Below are 18,604 nucleotides of genomic sequence, written 5' to 3'. Positions count from 1 at the left end.
TTTCAACTAATATGCATTTTTTGTATATATTTTATTTCCTGTTATTATTGGGGAGAATATACAATAGAAAATGTGATAAATATAAATATTCAAATTGTACTGATTCTTTTTGCAGTAGGCTATCTGATATTTTTTGGGGAATATACAGGAAGAAATTGTAATTTATTTAAAATATTTTACAAATATGGTGCAGGAAAGAAAAAAATTATATTATGCTATTACATTTTTGAATTGATGTTTTTTCTGTTAGCTTATTTAGGAACGGCTGTTGGAATATTGCTGATTTCCAGAGGGTGGTTCATATCAATTAGTCAGGTTATTAAATTTGTGATTTATGAGTTGCCTGTTTTTTGGGGGATTTATTCACTGGCATTTGGTTTGGTAATAAGTGTGTTTGGGGCAGTAGAAATTAAGGAGAAAAAAAGTGACACTTTTTTTAAAAACATTACAGGTAAACGGAAAATATAAAATTCTGTTTATAATACAGATAATAATATTTGTGCTATTTATCAAGGGAGAAGTATTTGATCTTTGGGAACAAAAAAATATAAATGAAAGCATACGCTATGATAGTGATATGTACTATATATCAAACTGTGTTAATGAATCACAGGATGTAAATACATTGACAAAGAAATGCAGGGATATTCAGGGTAGGTACGGAATTGAGGTAGGTTATGAATTACAGGGAAATGCACAGCTAAATGGGGAGTATGTAACTGTGATATATGTTAATGATACCATGGAAAAAATCCGGTATAAGCTGAAATATGGAATGTGGTTTGAAGGGAAAAAGAAACAGCAGTTTATTTTAGGCTATGATTGGAATCGCAAATATAAAATAGGAGATATAATAAAAATAACATTAAGTACAGGCACACAGGTTAAAGGCAAGGTGAGTGGAATATTAAAAAAGGATTTTGTATTTGCAAAACTTAATTCAGGTGGAAAACAAATGGACTATCAGCTGATGTTAGAGAAAATGGATAATAATTGCCTTATTACAAATAGTAAAGAGATGGCTAAAAGTATTACGGGAAAGGTTTCAATTATATCTTTAATTGCAAAGGGAAATGAACAGGATATAAGGAAAGCCTTTTCAAATTATGATATAACATCCTTTGAAGAGGTGAAAAGGAACTCAAGCAATGAAATGAGAGAAAAACTTAGTACATCAGGCATATACATATTAATGTTTGGGGTATTAATCATTAATAGCTTTGTTCTAATATCGGCAATGATTTATAACTTAAATCTGGAAATATATAAAGTGTTTTATGCATTGGGAATGTCTAAGAAAAAAATATTTGCATTATGTATGTTAGATATGCTTTTACAGTGCATAGTTGCCTTTGGAATAGTTTTTATAATAGAGATTTTGTGCAACAGTAGAAATAATGGAGAAGTTCAAAAAATACTATACAGTGAAAGCAGCTATATAATAATTGGCTCATTGTTTGCAATAATTATGGGACTACAGGGAATTTATACCATGTTAATGTTGCATAAAATAAAGTAGATTTTATTAAGGAAAAGAAAATGAAGATTGAAATACACAATATGTATAAAAAATATCAGGTGGATTATTTTAGGAGTAAACAAATTTTTAGTGATTATTCTCTGAAATTGGATAGTGAGAAGATTAACTTTATTGTAGGTGATTCCGGAACAGGAAAGACAACGTTATTGAATATAATCGGACTTGTGGAAAAAATGGACAGGGGAGTTTATTATTTTGACGGAAGTCCCATTAAATATAAAAATAAAAAAGAAATATTAAAATATAGAAATTCCAGAATAGGATATGTACATCAGGAAGCTATGTTAATATCTAAGCTATCTGTATTAGACAATGTGTTATTGCCCATATATATTGGTGGAAAGGTGAATGGCAACGCCTATACCAAGGCTTTCGGACTACTGGAAAGACTGGGAATTGGCAACTTAAAAAATGTTATTGTGGAAAAATTGTCTGGTGGAGAAAAGCAAAGAGTTGAAATGGCAAGGGCACTCATAAATAATCCGGATGTTATTATTGCAGATGAACCAACGGCTTCATTAGATGCTGATAATGCCCGGATAATCATGAGAGAATTAAGGCAGATAAATACAGAAAACAATTCAATGGTGGTTGTGGCAACTCATGATAATAGAATATTGTCACCTAAGGACAATATTCTATCACTAGAAAGCGATGTGAATATACGTTAACCACCTCACTTAACTGCCCCGCATCCGCTTTTTTTGTGGATAACATAGGCGAACAAGGCGGTAATAAGTTCTGTGACACCGAAACTTGCCCAAACTCCGTAAGTACCATAGAAGTGATTTAATATGAAAGCAAGTCCTAACATAACTACAATGTATCTCAACATTGAAATAACAAGGGAAGAAAATCCCTTTCCCAAAGCTTCTAAGGAACCGGATACCGTGATAGACAGGGAAGAAACAATAAATCCTGCACTAATAAAGCGAAGAGCGGTACAACCGATTTCAATGGTAGCTTCATTGTCGGAGAATAGTCCAATAAGATACTGAGGAATCCACAGGCAAAGGACGGTTCCAAGAGCCATAACGGCAATGATTATGCTAAGAGCTGTTTTAAAAATCTTTTGGACACGTACCTTTTCACCGGCACCATAATTATAGGATATGAGAGGGCGCATTCCCTGCACCACACCATTTGCCGTAAGGTACAAAAACGTCTGAAGCTTGTAGTAGGCACCTAAAACTAAAACATAACTGCCTGAGTAGACTGAAAGAATCCTGTTAAGAACAGATACCTGAAGTGAAGGCAGAGCCAAGTTAAGAGTTGCCGGAAATCCCACAACATATAATCTTTTTAATAATGTTAAATCAAATCCCATATCAGAAATTCTGATTTTAACAGGCATAGGTCTTAAAAAATAAACCAAAACATATCCTAAAAGGGTGGCAATCTGACCTATTACAGTGGCAATAGCCGCACCTTCAATCCCGAGTTTTGGGAAAAATCCAATTCCAAATATAAAAAACGGATCCAAAATAATATTAGCAACACACCCAATCATCATGCATACCATTGAAACCTTCATACGCCCAACAGCCTGAAAAATTTTTTCAAAGCTAATAGACACGGATATAGGTATGGAAAAAGCAAAAACAATGTGGGAATAAGTAAGTCCCTGAGAAATTACTCCTGCATCTTCCGTAAAAAGCCCAAGATAGCCGGGCATTATGGAAATACAGATAATAGTTAAAAGTATTCCGTGAATAAAATTGCACAGCATTCCAAGAGATGTGGCACGGTTAGCCATATGCTTATTATCAGCCCCAAGAAAAAAAGCCACCAGGGCATTAATTCCAATACCAAAGCCAACAGTTACTGCGGTTACTATGTTTTGTATAGGATAAACCAGTGACAAAGCAGTCATTGCGCTTTCGCTGATACTGGCAACAAAATAACTGTCTACTATATTATATAAGGCATTTACCAGCATAGATATAGTCATAGGCAAAGCCATGGATAAAACCAGTGGAAAAATCGGCTTTTCCTTCATAAAAGTCTGATTCATTATAATTCTCCTTTTTTGACAATATAAAAGCCACACAACTTGTATTAAGCTGTGTGGCGAAAATAAAACCTAAGTCTTAAAAAAATCCACTCCATAACAATGGTTTTAAATGATTATAAGTAAAAAATAGGATATTGTCAATAAACACGGTTTGAAGTAAAAAGATCATAGTGCTATAATTCATAAGGCAAAAGCATTTAAAGGAGAAATAAATGGAAATATATATTGTAAGACATGGTGAAACCCTTTGGAATAAATCAAAACGTCTTCAGGGAAACAGGAATATTGATTTAAGTGAAGTAGGACGAAATGAGGCAAGAGAAAGGGGAAAACAGCTTGAAAATGTGGATTTTGATGTAATTTACAGTTCACCTCTTAACCGTGCATACGAAACAGCATGCATTATTAGGGGAGAGCGTAATATACCTATTATAAAGGATGATAGATTAAGGGAAATTAATTTCGGAATAAATGAAGGAATGCAGGCAGACCAGCTAAAAAAGGACAAAAGCAACTCTTTTTGTAAGTTTTTTGATGATCCGGGGCATTACATTCCACCTGAAAACGGGGAATCCTTTGAGGAAGTGTGTCATAGAACAAAGGAGTTTATGAAACAGGTTATTGAGCCACAAAGAAACAAGCTAAACAGAGTGCTGATTGCAGGACATGGGGCAATGAATAAAGGCATTATGTGCTACGTGTTAAATCACGGCATTGATGAATATTGGTCAGGGGGGCTACAGAAAAACTGTGGGGTAATTATGCTAAATTTGGATGATAATGGATATAAACAAATAGGGGAGATATAAAATTGTTAAAGTTCTATGAAATATAGGGTAAATTGCTGGTGGTATTTGTCACCGGTGATATAATGATAATGTTGAATAGAAAGACTAACAAAAGCCTTGAAATTTATTTGAAAGGATGGACGGAAAATGCGAGCAAAAGCGTTAATTTTAGGTATGGTTTTAACATTGTGTGTATCTGCTGATACACCGGCAGCTGATTTAGGAGCAATAAATATACAAAATAATATTGAAACCATAGGAAATAATATCAGCGTATTAAATAAAGATTTAAATGTTACAAAGCTTCAAAAGAAGACGGTTAAGAAAAAGAATAAAAAGAAAACCAAATTATCTGAAATTGATAAATATAAAAAGAAAATATTTGATATGGGTGTAGTTGATTTAAGTGACAACGACGATGAGTGTGCCAAAATCTACAAAACAAAAGATAAAAAGTCAAAAGTTATCGGTTATCTGCCGGATAAAGGAATAATGAAGGTTGTTGAGCAGGACGGTAAGAAATATAAAATAAAGTCAGGAAAAATTACCGGATATGTGTCTGTTAAAGATGTTGTGGTGGACAGCGATGTGGAGACGGTTTTATTAGATGACAATTTAATAGAGGCGAAATTTACAAAAGATGTGGCGTTAAAAAGTGAAGCTAAAGGAAAAGATGTGGCTGTAGGTATGGGATATTCAGGACGTTCATATCCGGTTATCGGATTTAGCAATAATAAAAAATATCTCAGGGTTCAAAGGACGGAATCCATAACAGGATGGGTGCCGGTTTCTTCCGTAGCTATTGATATTGTGGCAGAGTTGGCAATGACAAAGTCAGAATATGAAGATTATAAAGAAGAACAGGAGTTAGAGTATCAGGCTCAGCTTCAAAGTGTAATAAATGTAGGTTCTTTTAGCGGAAGTGATGAACTTACCAACAGCATTATTTCACTTTTGGCACAAAATGAGTCGGGAAACTATATGGCAGCCAGAAATGGTTTGGCTCAGTTTAAGGGAGAAAAGACCATTACAGTAGGAGCATGGCAGTGGTATGGGGAAAGAGCCCATGATCTGCTTAAAAGAATATGTGCCACTAATGTAGAGGAGGCGAGAGATATAATTAACAACTCCTTTACCGGCTCTAAAAAGAAACAAAAGAAAAAGGCTGATAAGTTATACTCGGATATTTTGTCAGGAGATAGCTGGGAAAATGGTGCCAGAAGCTTTAGTGAGGAAGAATTAGTGGCAGTGAAGGCACTTTTAGGCAGCAGTTTTGGCATAGAAGTACAAAAATCACAGGTTCAGTCAGATGTAGCAGTAAGAATAAATGTTGCCCGCAGTGAATATGGACTTACCAACAGCCGGTTAATTGCCTATTTCTGCGATTTGTTCTGGCAAAATCCTAAAAACGCAAGAGCCATAACTGATGAGTGTATAAAGCATTATGAGGGAAAGGCAAAATTTAATAATGCAAAGGATGCTTTAAAATATATGCATGAAACAGCAATGAAAAATAGTGTTATGGGACAGTTTACCCAAAGAAGAACGTTTACATATTCCTTTTGCAAAACAATGTCTAAGTAGGGAATAAATGTACAAAAAAGAAAACTAAATTTGTGCAAAACAACGAAAATAAAAAAGTTTTGTTCCGAAATGCTTTTTCACACGTTGGTATATATAGAGAGATTTATATATAGTGTACTATATATGCCAAAAAAGTTCTCTTAAGAAAAATAAGTGAGGTGTAAAGAGATGAAGGATATGATTTCAAAGAAATTACTTAAAGAAGCAATAGCAGTGTATATGCAGAAAAAAGGGGAAATAATTCTAAGAAAAATGGAAGAAAAAAATAACGGAAAAGACAAGACAAAAGTGGAAAACTAAATATTTGATGTGAAAATTAGTTTTAGGATATGTTTAGTATTTACGGTGATGTAAGTACTAAACATCATCCTCTTCTATAACGTAAAAATCCAAATAATCAAAATCTATAGTTTCAACAAAACTGTCAGAATAAAACCTTGTGCGGGCGATACGTTTAAATTCATTAATATTTGTATCCAGCCAGATAGGATTGCTTAAATCAAATTCCTCACAAACCTGCTCCAGTGCCATAAACACTTTGTGAGTTCTTGTTTCGTTAGGAATATCCAGTTCTATTGTGGTGCTTTTAAGCATTTTGTTACTTTTAAAGGTTCTTGCCCAAACTCTAAACATAAATAATCTCCGTTCATAATCTTAATTCACAGCATTATTTTAAGACAAAAACATAAAAAAGTAAATTAGAAAAGGGATAAGTTGCACCTGCAAAACTATATGCTTTTATTATTTACGGAAAAATGGTATACTAAGAGGCATTAAGAGACGTAAAATATATTACAAATATCTTAAAAAATATTGTAAACTGCGTTAAACAGGCGTGATGGAGCGATATATGGATAAGAAAACCATGAAAGAGAAAAGAAAAGGATTACGACTGAAGGGTCAGATGAAGCAATACCTTAAGTGGCCGGCTTATTACAATGCATTTTGGTTAATTATTACTGTGGTAATGTTTGCAGTGGATATTAAAGCCGGAATTTTTATGGCATTAGCCGAGGGTGTATATTTAGTTTTAACGGTTATTGCATATTTAGGATTTAAACCTAATATAATGAAAATGCTGGTGGAATTTGGGGCTGATTACAGTCAGGTTCAAAGGCATATGCTTCGTGAAATGGAAATTCCCTATAGTCTTTTAGACATGGATGGAAAGATTTTATGGACTAATATTGAGATGGAAAATATTTTTAAGGGAAAAGATGTAAGAAGCAAATCTGCAATGGCACTTTTTGAAAGCTTTAAACCGGAATATTTAGAGTTTGACGAAAGTGGAAGAAATGAATTTGACGTGGAAATGGAACAGGGAGAATACAGAGTAGTTCTTAAGCTGTTTGATATGAGAAACAGTGAGGAAAGTCCTCTTGCGGCTTTGTCTGAAAGTAGCGGAACCCTTATTTCCATGTATATGTTTGATGAAACCCACGTAAGACAGCTGACTAAGGAAAACAGGGAAGAACGTTTAGTTACAGGACATATATATATTGATAATTACGACGAGGTGCTTCAAAGTATTGAGGCAACAAGAAGAACACTTTTGGTTGCTCTTATTGACAGAAAAATTAATAAATATTTTGCCCAGTATGACGGAATTGTGCGAAAACTGGAAAACGATAAGTATTTCGTTATTTTCAAGACAAAGTATATAAGTAAAATGCAGACAAATAAATTTTCAGTATTAGACGAGGTTAAGACGGTTAATATTGGAAACGGGCTTCCAATTACCATAAGTATTGGTATAGGTATGGGAAGCAGTACATTGGTTGAAAATTATGACCTGGCAGGAACTGCCATTGACATGGCATTAGGTCGTGGCGGCGACCAGGCGGTATTGAAGGATGGCAACAAGGTTTATTATTACGGTGGAAAAACAAAGTCCGTTGAAAAAAATACAAAGGTTAAATCAAGAGTTAAGGCAACAGCCTTTCGTGATTTAATTGAAACAAAGGAAACCATATACATTATGGGACACCACATTGGGGACAATGATTCCTTTGGAGCATCTATTGGATTTTACAGAATTGCAAAAACCATAGGAAAAGATGCCCACATTGTATTAGGTGAGGTAAGCAGCAGTGTTGTTCCGTTAGTAGAAGCTTTTAAGGAAATGGAAATATACGACGAGGATATGTTTATTACAGGTCAGGAAGCAGCCCTTAAAATGACTAAAAATGATGCCTTAATTGTGGTGGATGTAAGCAGGGCAAATTATACGGAATATCCTGAATTGGTAAGACGTTCCCAGTGTCTTTTGGTATTTGACCATCACAGACAAAGTACGGACGTTATTGACAATGCACAGTTATCTTATATTGAATTATCATCATCTTCTACATGTGAAATGGTTGTAGAGATTATGCAATATATTAACGAAACAGTTAAGCTTACCAAGCTAGAGGCAGAAGCAATTTACGGCGGTATTATGATTGATACTAACAATTTCATAAACAGAACCGGTGTAAGAACTTTTGAGGCAGCAGCTTATTTAAAGAAAAATGGAGCCGACATTACAAAGGTTCGCAGAATGTTCAGAGATGATTTAAATGATTATAAGGCAAAAGCCAAAGCCATTGAAAATACGGAAGTATTTATGGATGAATATGCCATATCCGTATGTAACGCACAGGATGTATCTTCGCCTACTGTCGTTGGGGCTCAGGCAGCAAATGAACTTTTAAATATAAAGGATATAAAAGCATCCTTTGTGTTTACTCCTTATGGAGACCAGATATATATTAGCGCCCGTTCCGTAGATAAAGTAAACGTACAGGTTATTATGGAAGAATTTGGCGGTGGCGGACATATGAACTTAGCAGGAGCCCAGGTTAGGGATAGTAGCGTAGAGGAAGTCATTGAACATTTAAAAGATATTATAGAAAGAAAATTAGAGGAGGGTGACATATAATGAAAGTTATTTTATTAGAAGATGTTAAAACTCTTGGTAAAAAGGGTCAGATAGTAGAAGTAAACGACGGTTATGCCAGAAATTTTATTTTAAAGAAAAATTTAGGACTTGAAGCTACAGGGAAGAATCTTAACGATTTAAAGCTTCATAAACAGAATGAAGAAAAGGTAGCAAAGGAAAAATTAGAGGCAGCTAAAGCTTTAGCTGAAGACCTTAAAAATAAGTCCATTATCGTAAGAATCCAGGCAGGAGTTGAAGGAAAGGTATTTGGTTCAATTTCCAGCAAGGAAATCGCCCTTGAAGCAAAGAAACAGCTTAACATGGACATTGATAAGAAAAAAATTGTTATTCCTGATGCCATTAAGTCTCTTGGAACATACAATGTAAACATTAAGCTTCACAAGGATGTTACAGGTACTTTGGCAGTTAAAGTAGTGGCAAAATAATTTAGATTACATGCAGAGGTAAAATTAATGGAAGAGGCAGTTGTTAAAAGGATAATGCCCCACAGCAATGAGGCGGAGCAGGCTGTAATCGGCTCTATGATTATGGATTCGGAGGCTATCCCCATTGCAATGGAAAAACTCTCTGATGCAGATTTCTACAATAAACAATACGGTTCATTGTTTAAGGCAATGGTTGAAATTTTTAATGAAGGAAAAGAATGTGACCTTGTAACTATCAAAAATAAGTTAGAGGAAATGGAGGTTCCTTCAGAGGTAATAAGTATTGACTTTATCAGAAATATTCTTGATATGGTTCCTACATCAGCTAATATCAGACAATATGCTGAGATTGTCTATGAGAAAGCCGTTATGAGAAATTTAATCAGGGCAAATGAAAAAATAGCAAATACGTGTTATGCAGGAAATAAACCTCTTGATGCCATATTAGAAGAGACGGAAAGGGATATTTTTTCACTGTTACAGACAGGTAATACCGGGGATTATGTGCCGGTAAGACAGATAGTGCTAAATGTTTTTGACAAGATAGAACAGGCAGCCCAGACCAAGGGCACCATTACAGGTATTGAAACCGGTTTCAGGAAACTTGATACACAGCTATCCGGTTTGCAGCCGTCAGACTTAATTCTAATTGCAGCCCGTCCGTCAGTAGGTAAAACGGCGTTTGTGTTAAATGTAACGGAAACAGTTGCTGTTAAGCACAATATTCCTGTAGCCATTTTTAGTTTGGAAATGTCCAGCGAGCAGCTTATTAACCGTATTCTTTCCCAGAATTCAATGGTTAGCTCTCAGAAAATACGTATTGGTGATTTAAGTGATAATGAGTGGGCTAACATAGTTGAGTCTGCTAATATTATTGGAAATTCTAATATTATTATAGATGATACACCGGGTATCAGTATTGGTGAGATGCGTTCAAAGTGCAGAAAGTTCAAGCTGGAAAAAGACATACAGTTGGTTATAGTGGACTACCTGCAGTTAATGACTACTAATACACCTCACGGAAGCCGTGAGCAGGAAATTGCGGAAATTTCAAGAACTCTTAAAGGTATTGCAAGAGAGTTAAATGTGCCGGTTATTGCACTGTCGCAGCTTAACCGTGCATCTGAAACCCGTGAAGACAGAAAACCTATTATGGCTGACCTACGTGAATCCGGTTCTATTGAGCAGGATGCCGACGTTGTAATGCTTATGTCAAGATATTATGATAAGGAAAAGAAGGAAGAAGACAGAAATAGGATTATTTTAAATGTTGCTAAACAAAGAAACGGCCCTGTAGGTGAGGTTCAGTTAGTCTGGTTACCACAGTTTACAAAATTTGAGGACGCTGAACAGGCAGAAGAGCAAATTTAATGTATTTAGGGGACTATTTATAGAAATCATTGGGAGTTGTACTGTAGCAAATTATAATTGTTATAGTACAACTTTTTTGGTTATGTTTAAACATTTATTAAAAAAATTCACCGGAAAAACAAAAGGCTAGTGAAAAATTGACACGAATTGACTTTTAAGATACAATGAAAAAACCTTACGCATATTCAGTATTAAGTAACAAAGTTTAATGAAGTTTCAGATGCAGGAATTTGGTAGGGATTATGTTAATTTGTCGTGGATGAAATATTATTTTAACTATGAAAAATTCAGGAAATTATAAGTTGAAAGAGGAGATTACGAGGTTAAATATATGAAAAAGGGATTAAAATATTTTGTGGTTATATTGACAGTTTTATCAATCTGTTCTGTAAATGTTAAAGCGGCAAATGTAGATGGTTATATTTGTAAGAAAATTAGTGTATCCGGTAAATACTCTGATACGAACAATAAGAATAGTTATAAGAAAATTATAAGATCATATAAAGATTTGGTAAAATTAAAAAAATACATAAAGAAAAATTATAATAATCCTAAAAAATATATAAAAAAACTCAATAAATACAAAAAATCATATTTTAAGAAGAAGGCATTGATTTTCGCAACAGAAAATATTGACTTAAATTTTTTTAGTTATAAACTTCTTTCTATAACTAAAAAAGACAAAAAGGTCACTTTAAATGTTGAAAAAAGAGATTTGTTGGAAGAGGGACAATATAAAACTGCCGTGGTCATATATGGAGCAAACACATATATTATTGAATCAAAGAAATCAAAATTAAAAAACGTTAAGAAAGTGAAAGTAACGTATGATTTTGTAAGGAACAGTGAAGAATAGATATGTTTTATGAAAAATATCTCTAAGGTCAGTGGCATTGGCTTTAAGCTCCTTTTTTCTGCCCTCCTCGACACTACCGCAAAAGGTTACAATATTTGCGGTAATGAACATATTGAAGGGGGAATATAATGGATTTATAATTTATTTGTGTTTAATAAAAAGTATGCAATTTGCCCGCAAAATTGCTGGAATGAATCTTTAGGGCAGACAGCATGGAAAATGTTTAATTTTATTTTTTAGGAGGATGAGATGGGGGAAAAGAGATATATTATATCAGATGCATCTAAAATGCTGGGAGTAGAATCTCATGTTTTAAGATATTGGGAGGAAGAACTTAATGTGTCAATTCCAAGAAACGAAATGGGGCATCGCTATTATACGGAAAATCATATTAATTTATTAAAAAACGTTAGAGATTTAAAGAATCAGGGTTATAGCTTAAGAACCATTAAAATGATGCTTACCGACCCGGACAGGCAGGATGGAAACAAGGGAATGGTAATGACACCGGCAATGCAGCAAAACAGAAGGCTGGAGGTTTCAGAGCCTTCAGGAAGTAAAATGGAGCAGTTTCAGGAAATAATGGACAAGGTAGTAGCTAAGGCAATGAAACAGCAGACGGCACAACTGGGAAAGGAAGTAAGCGGTCACGTAAGCGAAACTGTTTTAAAGGAAATGAATTATCTTATGCGGATTCAGGACGAAAAAGAAGAAGAGCGTTATAAAAAATTAGACGAAGTTATGCGCTCAAGACAGCAAATGAGCAGACGGGAAAGAAAGAAGAAATTAAAGGCAGAAAAGCTTTTGCTTAAGAAAAGTGATAAGAGTAAGAAAAAGCAATTAAAAACAGTAATGGAAAGTCAGAAAAAAACAGGTTCAGAAAAAGAAAAAAAGCCGGGATTTTTTTTCGGGTCAAAGGAAAAGAAAAACAGGGTACATATTGGAGAAAAGACAAATCCTGTTACAACCCAGTAAGGATAGTAAAAAAACTTGTAAACGCATCTGTGATGCGGGGGCAGGGAAAAAAATAAGCAGTTGCAATACGATAATCGTTTTGCAACTGCTTGTTTTTAAATTAAGCGTCTAATTCGATTGATCCTGTTGGGCAAGCACCTGTGCATGCTCCACATTCGATACATGAATCAGCATCTATAACGAATACTCCGTCAGCTTCTGATATAGCGCCAACTGGGCAAGCGCCTGCACATGCACCACAACCGACACAACCGTCGTTAATTTTGTAAGCCATTTTGTAAGCCTCCTTTGAATAAGATTATAGCAATATAATAATACAATTTATGACTTATTGCAACATCATAATATTTAACAAATTTAGCATTTTAATATAAATTTTTCACTATGTAATAAAATGATGAAGAAAAATAATAGTGTTAAAAACACTAAATAAAATAAGGCAAAAAATCGAAAAACGTCAAGGTGGGTAATATATGGCACCGACTAGTGGTTCAACTTACAAGAATCAGGTGCCATAAAGGAACTTCTCTTGTTTTAGTGCGGGGGTTATGATAATAGAGTATTCACGGAATGTAAGTGAATATGACTGAAAAATAATGTCTATGAAAGAGAAAGGTTTGAAAAATGAAAAAATTTAAAGTGCTTATTGCAGATGCACAAAATGAAGTAAGAAGGCAGTTAGTTAAAGCTTTGAAGGATGATCAAAGTATTGAAATTGTAGGTGAAACCGACAATGGAAAGGAAGCGTATGAGTTGTACACTGACCATAATCCGGACATAGTTCTGTTTGAATTATTGTTGCCGGTGTACGATGGGTACACATTATTGGAAAAAATGCAGCAGTCAGCTAAAAATTCTAAAACAATGTATATTATTATTACATCCATAAATAAGGATATATTAATTAGTGAGGCTTTAAACAGGGGTGTTAATTATGTAATAATGAAACCTTTTGATTGCAATATTATGGCTGAAAAGATTAAAAAGGTTTATTTGAGGATGAATGAAATCTTAAAAGAAAATAAAAGCATGCCGGATTATAATACGGACGACTTATCAATATGTGCCAAATCAGGTACGATTCCACGAATGGATACAATTATATCAAATAAATTAAATGAAATAGGCGTCCCTGCAAGACTTAAGGGATACAGATATATGATTACCGCTGTTAAGGAGGTAATAAGTAATGAAGATGCATTAGAAGGTGTTACAAAGGTTTTATATCCTGATGTTGCCAAAAAACATAATTCAACGCCACAAAGGGTTGAGAAGGCCATACGTCATGCCATAGAGGTGGCATGGTCAGTAGAGGATGCATATAATAATGGAAGCAAAGACAAATATAGTGTACGCTATAAGAAAGGCAGACCTACAAATTCTGAATTTATTGCACAAATAAGCCGGGAAATACGTCAGTCTGCATAAAACTGACAGTTCCCCGGCAAAATAAAATTCTATAGGGTTTTAGATTTGGCATGTTTTATGGAAAAAACAAATTCCGTACCAACTCCCTCGGTACTGATAACGTCTATGTTTTCATTATGGGCACGGATAATTTCCTTTACAATGGAAAGACCAATACCGGAACCGGTTTTGTCACGGCCACGGGATAAGTCGGTTTTGTAAAAACGCTGCCATATTTTATCAATGCTGCCGCTGGGAATACCCATACCAAAATCCTTTACGGAGCAGTATTGCTTATCCCCTTTATTATACAGACGAATAACAATTTTAGAGGAAGGGTTACTAAATTTAATGGCATTATCTAAAAGATTATATAAAACCTGTTCTATTTTTCCTTTATCTGCATACACGTTGTAGTGCTTTGGAGGAAACTGGATAATCAGTTCAATATTTTTCTTTTCGCAACTGCCCTGGAAAGTTTCTACAGTAGAAGCAATCACACTTTCCATATTAAACTCTTCTAAGAAAAGTTCAGGGCCGGTAGTATTCCAGCTGTTAAGTTCACGAAGCCCGGTAGTTAATTTCTCCAGGCGGTTTGCTTCAGAAAGAACAATTGACAAATATTTCTTATGGTCTTCAGGAGGAATGGTTCCATCCATCATAGCCTCAATATACCCTTTTATGGAAGTAAGAGGTGAGCGGAAGTCATGAGAAATATTGGAAATAAAGGTTTTCTGATATTCCCTTGAATTATTTAATTGCTTTGACATATACTTAAGTGAACTTGCCACGTCGCCAATTTCGTCATCATTGCTAACCATAAGGCCGTCATAGCTGAAATTACCCTGGGCATATTCCATTGCCGCCAATCTTATTTGCTTAAGCGGTAAATAAATAAACCACATAAAGTTAAAAAAGATAATCAGGGACAAAGCCAGAATAATGGCATAAGTCAGGTAAAAAACATGAGTTACGTCATAACTGCTTTGTTTAATAATGGATGTAGGCATATGAACCACTACATATCCGAATACGGTATTATTTTTTCTTATGGCCTGAACAACACTTAAAGTATCTGTTTTATACATGTTGTAAAATTTGTTTATTTTATAGCTTTTTCCGGTATATTCATTTGGGTCAAAATTTTTAATTACAATATTGGCATCATCGTTAGTAAGAGCTTTTGTGTCATCAGTGGTGTAAACAAGTTTATTGTCCTTATCTAACAGCAAAAGATTACAGTCTAAAACCTTATTAAAATCACTAAAGAAATTGTCCGGATTGTCGATATCATACATAGAATCCCCAATGGCGTTTTGGACATTATCCACCACAATGGAAGCGTAGGACTGTAACTCCGACGCATCGTTAGTAAGCAAATGATTGTAAATAAGGTTTGTTGACCAATAGGTAATTAATAAAAAACCAAGTACCGCAAAAGAAAAATACCCAACAAAAAACTTAGTTAAAATTGAATTCCTCATTGTACGCTCCGATTATTTATGTACCTCAAATCTGTAACCAACGCTCCATACAGTTCCAATTGACCACTCATCTGTGTCGGCAATTTTTTCACGGATACGCTTAATGTGAACATCTACGGTTCTTGTGTCACCGGCGTATTCATAGCCCCAGATATGGTCAAGAAGCTGTTCTCTTGTAAATACCTGATTTGGTGAAGAAGCAAGGAAATACAAAAGTTCGATTTCCCTAGGAGTCATTTCCACAGGTTTTCCTTTATAAATAACCTCATAGTTTGAAAGATTAATAATCAAATCCTTGTATTCAACACGCTTTTCAGAAGGAGAAACAGCAGGCTGTGGAGCCGCAGTATATCTTCTTAAAACAGCCTTAACCCTTGCCACTAATTCCTTTGAATCAAAAGGCTTTATCATGTAATCATCTGCTCCAAGCTCAAGACCTAAAACCTTATCAAAAACTTCTGTTTTAGCAGAAAGCATAATAATAGGAGTTTTTGAAGTTTTTCGTATTTCACGACAAACCTCATATCCGTCTATTCCCGGAAGCATTAAGTCAAGAAGCACCAGATCAGGTTTGTAGTCCCTGAAAGCCACCAGTGCAGAATTACCGTCATGCTCAATTCGTGTGTCAAAGCACTCCTTTGTTAAATAAAGAGATACTAAGTTTGCGATGTTTTCATCATCATCAACAATTAAAATTTTCTGTTTGCCAGCCATTTGTTATCCTCCCTTTGAAATCGCAGTAAACTGCTTTTTATATATGTTTATGGTATTCTAAAATATCATGCTAATTATAATCAAATAATGTTAATAAAGTTAAAATAAATTGTAAACTGTGATAATAAGTCAATTTATTTAAATTCCACAACAGTAGCTCCTGCGCCACCTTCACCGTGCTCGCCGTTTCTGTAAGACTTTACATAAGGACATTTTTTCAGGTGAGTCTGTATGGCATTTCTGAGAGTACCGGTACCTTTGCCGTGTATAATATATACCTGAGGAAGATGTGCTAAATAAGCATCGTCTAAATATTTATCAAGTTCAAATAATGCCTCATCCACGGTTTTACCAATAAGATTAAGCTCCATTTTAACATTTAAGGATTTGTTCATCTTAATCTTTCCACTGCCGGTGCGGTTAAGTCCCGGTGCCTTAATATCAGGTTCATCAATAATTTCTAAGTCCTTAATATTAACTTTAGAATTAAGTATACCCATTTTTACCGTTAAATTACCGTCGGCATTAGGCAATGTTACCACAGAACCATTTAGGTTCATGCTAAGAACCTTGACTCCTGTTCCAATCTTAAAGTCAGAAGGCTTATAGGTCTTTTTCTGCTTAGAAGATTTCATGGAAGCTGAGCTTTGGTTTTTCTTAATTTTTGAACCGACGCTGCTTCGCGATTTCTCCAATTCCTTCATATTGCCGGATTTACCGTATTTGTTAATGGTTTTAATAGCTTCATCAGCAGTTTCCTTAGCCTCTTTAAGAATATCAAGAGCTTCATCACGGGCCTTGGAAAGAATTTTATCCTTCTTTTCATCAAGAGTTTTGTTCTTGATTTCGTAGTCCCGTTTGAGGGAAGCAATCTGTGATTTATATACGGAAATGGTTTCCTTGTCCTTTTCAATTTGGCGTTTCTTTTGTTCAAGTTCTGCCAAAACATCCTCAAACTGTTCATTATCCGCATCAATTCTTGATTTGGCATCATCAATAATATATTGAGGAAGTCCTAATTTTTGGGAAATGGCAAAGGCGTTACTTTTACCCGGAATACCAATTAAAAGGCGGTATGTCGGTCTAAGGGTTTCCACATCAAATTCGCAGCTTGCATTTTGTACCCCCTCCGTGGAAAGGGCAAAAAGTTTTAATTCGCTGTAATGGGTAGTTGCCATGGTACGAACTCCCATATTTTTAAGAAATGACAAAATGGAAATGCCCAGTGCCGCACCTTCTACCGGGTCAGTACCTGCCCCCAATTCGTCAAATAAAACTAAGGAATCCGAGTCAGCTTTTTCTAAAATATTAACTGTATTAACCATATGGGCTGAAAAGGTACTAAGGCTTTGCTCAATACTTTGTTCATCTCCAATGTCAGCAAAAATCTCATTAAATACTCCCAGCTGACTTCCCGGTAAAGCGGGAATATGAAGCCCTGCCTGCCCCATTAAAGACAAAAGCCCTACGGTTTTTAATGAAACTGTTTTACCACCGGTATTAGGTCCCGTAATAATAAGCAGTGTGAAATCTTTCCCTAAATTAACATCAATAGGAACCACCTTCTTTCCGTCAAGGAGAGGGTGTCGTCCCTGCTTAATATTTATAAATCTGTTGCTGTTAAATTCCGGCATGGAAGCTTTCATTTTTTTGGCAAGATTAGCCTTGGCAAAAACAAAATCCAAATATGGAAGAAGCTTTAAGTCACTTCTTAACTGGTCAATGTATTCAGCACAGGATATGCTTAAGTTGGCAAGGATAATCTGGATTTCCTCGGCTTCCTTAACAGAGAGCTCCCTAAGCTTATTGTTTAACTCCACAACCGCCGTAGGCTCTACAAAAAGCGTGGAACCGGAAGAAGACTGGTCGTGAATAATTCCCGTTACATTTCCACGATATTCCTGTTTTACAGGTACACAATATCTGCCGTCACGCATTGTAATAAGTGATTCCTGAAGGTAGGTCTTTCCGTTTTGGGAATTAACCAGGGAACTAAGTTGGGAATGAATCCGGTCATTGGTGATTTTCACCTGACGTCTTATATTTTTTAAGTTAAAAGATGCATCGTCTGCAATTTCATCTTCAGATATAATGCATTTTTCAATTTCTTTATTTAAATTAGTAAGAGGCTCAATGGATTCAAATAAATCGTCTAAGCTATCCCTTTCTGCGTCTTCGTTTCTGGAAAAAGTCTTAACACGAAGGGCAACCTTTAAAAGAGAACTAATGCTAAGAAGCTCTCCCACACCTAAGGTACTGCCGATTTCCAGACGTTTAAGGGATTCTCCAATGTCTTTAATGCCTGAAAATGACACACTGCCCTTTTGCCAGATACGCTTTAAGGCATCGTCAGTTTCTAACTGGTTTTTTTTGATTTCATTTAAGTCATTAGAAGGCTTAAGTTCGCTGCACAGCATACGGCCTAAATCACTGCCGGCTTCATCTTTAAGCATGTTTATTATTTTATTATATTCAAGTGTTTTTAACACTTTTTCATTCATAACT

General features: G+C 35.1%; 18 protein-coding genes. 12 read left to right on the top strand and 6 right to left on the bottom strand.

Annotated elements, in window-relative coordinates; genetic code table 11:
• Positions 1–72 precede the first annotated feature (72 nt).
• The 3 genes from H8S00_RS06955 to H8S00_RS06945 are packed head-to-tail and all read left to right on the top strand — an operon-like array spanning position 73 to position 2,211.
• Positions 73–468 carry a hypothetical protein gene (locus H8S00_RS06955; RefSeq protein ID WP_147365663.1) on the top strand — a complete coding sequence of 132 codons (396 nt, stop codon included), beginning with the start codon at positions 73–75 and terminating at the stop codon, positions 466–468.
• Entirely contained in the window at positions 425–1,519 is a 1,095-nt protein-coding gene (locus H8S00_RS06950; RefSeq protein ID WP_021953462.1) for an ABC transporter permease, read from the top strand. The genes H8S00_RS06955 and H8S00_RS06950 overlap by 44 nt, the downstream gene beginning before the upstream one ends.
• A gap of 20 nt (positions 1,520–1,539) precedes the next feature.
• Complete coding sequence (locus H8S00_RS06945) at positions 1,540–2,211, top strand: ATP-binding cassette domain-containing protein (RefSeq protein ID WP_118589493.1); 672 nt, start codon at positions 1,540–1,542, stop codon at positions 2,209–2,211.
• Positions 2,212–2,216: 5 nt separating this feature from the next.
• Here H8S00_RS06945 and H8S00_RS06940 read toward each other — a convergent pair whose 3' ends face one another.
• A complete protein-coding gene (locus H8S00_RS06940) occupies positions 2,217–3,554 on the bottom strand; it encodes an MATE family efflux transporter (protein ID WP_118589492.1) in 1,338 nt (445 codons plus the stop codon).
• 212 nt (positions 3,555–3,766) lie between these two features.
• Between H8S00_RS06940 and H8S00_RS06935 the strand changes: the two genes are divergently transcribed.
• The 3 genes from H8S00_RS06935 (at position 3,767) to H8S00_RS13960 (ending at position 6,226) form a co-directional block, all read left to right on the top strand.
• Positions 3,767–4,363 carry a histidine phosphatase family protein gene (locus tag H8S00_RS06935; protein WP_118589491.1) on the top strand — a complete coding sequence of 199 codons (597 nt, stop codon included), beginning with the start codon at positions 3,767–3,769 and terminating at the stop codon, positions 4,361–4,363.
• Positions 4,364–4,489: 126 nt separating this feature from the next.
• The gene (locus tag H8S00_RS06930; RefSeq protein WP_118589490.1) at positions 4,490–5,926 is read left to right on the top strand and encodes a hypothetical protein; all 1,437 of its coding nucleotides are present in this window, start codon (positions 4,490–4,492) and stop codon (positions 5,924–5,926) included.
• Positions 5,927–6,094: 168 nt separating this feature from the next.
• Complete coding sequence (locus tag H8S00_RS13960) at positions 6,095–6,226, top strand: hypothetical protein (RefSeq protein ID WP_279220115.1); 132 nt, start codon at positions 6,095–6,097, stop codon at positions 6,224–6,226.
• Positions 6,227–6,283: 57 nt separating this feature from the next.
• Here the strand turns inward: H8S00_RS13960 and H8S00_RS06925 are convergent, their stop codons facing one another.
• Positions 6,284–6,559: a hypothetical protein gene (locus H8S00_RS06925; RefSeq protein WP_021953456.1), complete on the bottom strand. Its 276-nt coding sequence runs from the start codon at positions 6,557–6,559 to the stop codon at positions 6,284–6,286.
• Positions 6,560–6,776: 217 nt separating this feature from the next.
• Here H8S00_RS06925 and H8S00_RS06920 point away from each other — a divergent pair, with 217 nt between their 5' ends.
• The 5 genes from H8S00_RS06920 to H8S00_RS06900 all read left to right on the top strand — a co-directional run bounded on the left by H8S00_RS06920 (position 6,777) and on the right by H8S00_RS06900 (position 12,494).
• Complete coding sequence (locus H8S00_RS06920) at positions 6,777–8,846, top strand: DHH family phosphoesterase (protein WP_243169565.1); 2,070 nt, start codon at positions 6,777–6,779, stop codon at positions 8,844–8,846.
• Positions 8,846–9,292, top strand: a complete 447-nt coding sequence (gene rplI / locus H8S00_RS06915) for a 50S ribosomal protein L9 (protein ID WP_021953454.1) — start codon at positions 8,846–8,848, stop codon at positions 9,290–9,292. The genes H8S00_RS06920 and rplI overlap by 1 nt, the downstream gene beginning before the upstream one ends.
• Before the next feature lie 27 nt (positions 9,293–9,319).
• Positions 9,320–10,663, top strand: coding sequence for a replicative DNA helicase (gene dnaB, locus H8S00_RS06910; RefSeq protein WP_021953453.1), 1,344 nt, complete (start codon positions 9,320–9,322; stop codon positions 10,661–10,663).
• 331 nt (positions 10,664–10,994) lie between these two features.
• Positions 10,995–11,519, top strand: a complete 525-nt coding sequence (locus tag H8S00_RS06905) for a hypothetical protein (RefSeq protein ID WP_021953452.1) — start codon at positions 10,995–10,997, stop codon at positions 11,517–11,519.
• Between the two features lie 249 nt (positions 11,520–11,768).
• Positions 11,769–12,494 (top strand): MerR family transcriptional regulator, encoded by a 726-nt coding sequence (locus H8S00_RS06900; protein ID WP_118589489.1) that lies wholly within the window; start codon positions 11,769–11,771, stop codon positions 12,492–12,494.
• 100 nt (positions 12,495–12,594) lie between these two features.
• On the opposite strand, the gene fdxA is transcribed toward H8S00_RS06900, so the two are convergent.
• Positions 12,595–12,768, bottom strand: coding sequence for a 4Fe-4S ferredoxin (gene fdxA / locus H8S00_RS06895; RefSeq protein WP_021953450.1), 174 nt, complete (start codon positions 12,766–12,768; stop codon positions 12,595–12,597).
• A gap of 350 nt (positions 12,769–13,118) precedes the next feature.
• On the opposite strand from fdxA, the gene spo0A reads away from it, so the two are divergent.
• Complete coding sequence (gene spo0A / locus H8S00_RS06890) at positions 13,119–13,922, top strand: sporulation transcription factor Spo0A (RefSeq protein WP_118589488.1); 804 nt, start codon at positions 13,119–13,121, stop codon at positions 13,920–13,922.
• Between the two features lie 29 nt (positions 13,923–13,951).
• Here the strand turns inward: spo0A and H8S00_RS06885 are convergent, their stop codons facing one another.
• The 3 genes from H8S00_RS06885 to H8S00_RS06875 all read right to left on the bottom strand — a co-directional run bounded on the left by H8S00_RS06885 (position 13,952) and on the right by H8S00_RS06875 (position 18,600).
• Positions 13,952–15,385 (bottom strand): sensor histidine kinase, encoded by a 1,434-nt coding sequence (locus tag H8S00_RS06885; RefSeq protein ID WP_118589487.1) that lies wholly within the window; start codon positions 15,383–15,385, stop codon positions 13,952–13,954.
• Between the two features lie 12 nt (positions 15,386–15,397).
• Complete coding sequence (locus H8S00_RS06880; protein WP_021953447.1) at positions 15,398–16,099, bottom strand: response regulator; 702 nt, start codon at positions 16,097–16,099, stop codon at positions 15,398–15,400.
• A 134-nt stretch (positions 16,100–16,233) separates the two neighbouring features.
• A complete protein-coding gene (locus H8S00_RS06875; protein WP_186840304.1) occupies positions 16,234–18,600 on the bottom strand; it encodes an endonuclease MutS2 in 2,367 nt (788 codons plus the stop codon).
• Positions 18,601–18,604: the final 4 nt, after the last annotated feature.

Source organism: Eubacterium segne, from assembly GCF_014287775.1.
Lineage (GTDB): Bacteria > Bacillota > Clostridia > Lachnospirales > Lachnospiraceae > Eubacterium_G > Eubacterium_G segne.
Note: the sequence above shows the minus strand (reverse complement) of the source record. Positions and strands in the feature narration are given on the sequence as shown.

Bases quoted from the DNA above. Each gene is read 5' to 3' on its own strand.
- H8S00_RS06940 (WP_118589492.1), bottom strand. From the start codon at position 3,554: ATGAATCAGACTTTTATGAAGGAAAAGCCGATTTTTCCACTGGTTTTA.
- dnaB (WP_021953453.1), top strand. From the start codon at position 9,320: ATGGAAGAGGCAGTTGTTAAAAGGATAATGCCCCACAGCAATGAGGCG.
- H8S00_RS06875 (WP_186840304.1), bottom strand. From the start codon at position 18,600: ATGAATGAAAAAGTGTTAAAAACACTTGAATATAATAAAATAATAAAC.
- H8S00_RS06925 (WP_021953456.1), bottom strand. From the start codon at position 6,559: ATGTTTAGAGTTTGGGCAAGAACCTTTAAAAGTAACAAAATGCTTAAA.
- H8S00_RS06935 (WP_118589491.1), top strand. From the start codon at position 3,767: ATGGAAATATATATTGTAAGACATGGTGAAACCCTTTGGAATAAATCA.
- H8S00_RS06885 (WP_118589487.1), bottom strand. From the start codon at position 15,385: ATGAGGAATTCAATTTTAACTAAGTTTTTTGTTGGGTATTTTTCTTTT.
- H8S00_RS06905 (WP_021953452.1), top strand. From the start codon at position 10,995: ATGAAAAAGGGATTAAAATATTTTGTGGTTATATTGACAGTTTTATCA.
- H8S00_RS06945 (WP_118589493.1), top strand. From the start codon at position 1,540: ATGAAGATTGAAATACACAATATGTATAAAAAATATCAGGTGGATTAT.
- H8S00_RS06900 (WP_118589489.1), top strand. From the start codon at position 11,769: ATGGGGGAAAAGAGATATATTATATCAGATGCATCTAAAATGCTGGGA.
- fdxA (WP_021953450.1), bottom strand. From the start codon at position 12,768: ATGGCTTACAAAATTAACGACGGTTGTGTCGGTTGTGGTGCATGTGCA.
- spo0A (WP_118589488.1), top strand. From the start codon at position 13,119: ATGAAAAAATTTAAAGTGCTTATTGCAGATGCACAAAATGAAGTAAGA.
- H8S00_RS13960 (WP_279220115.1), top strand. From the start codon at position 6,095: ATGAAGGATATGATTTCAAAGAAATTACTTAAAGAAGCAATAGCAGTG.
- rplI (WP_021953454.1), top strand. From the start codon at position 8,846: ATGAAAGTTATTTTATTAGAAGATGTTAAAACTCTTGGTAAAAAGGGT.
- H8S00_RS06880 (WP_021953447.1), bottom strand. From the start codon at position 16,099: ATGGCTGGCAAACAGAAAATTTTAATTGTTGATGATGATGAAAACATC.
- H8S00_RS06930 (WP_118589490.1), top strand. From the start codon at position 4,490: ATGCGAGCAAAAGCGTTAATTTTAGGTATGGTTTTAACATTGTGTGTA.
- H8S00_RS06920 (WP_243169565.1), top strand. From the start codon at position 6,777: ATGGATAAGAAAACCATGAAAGAGAAAAGAAAAGGATTACGACTGAAG.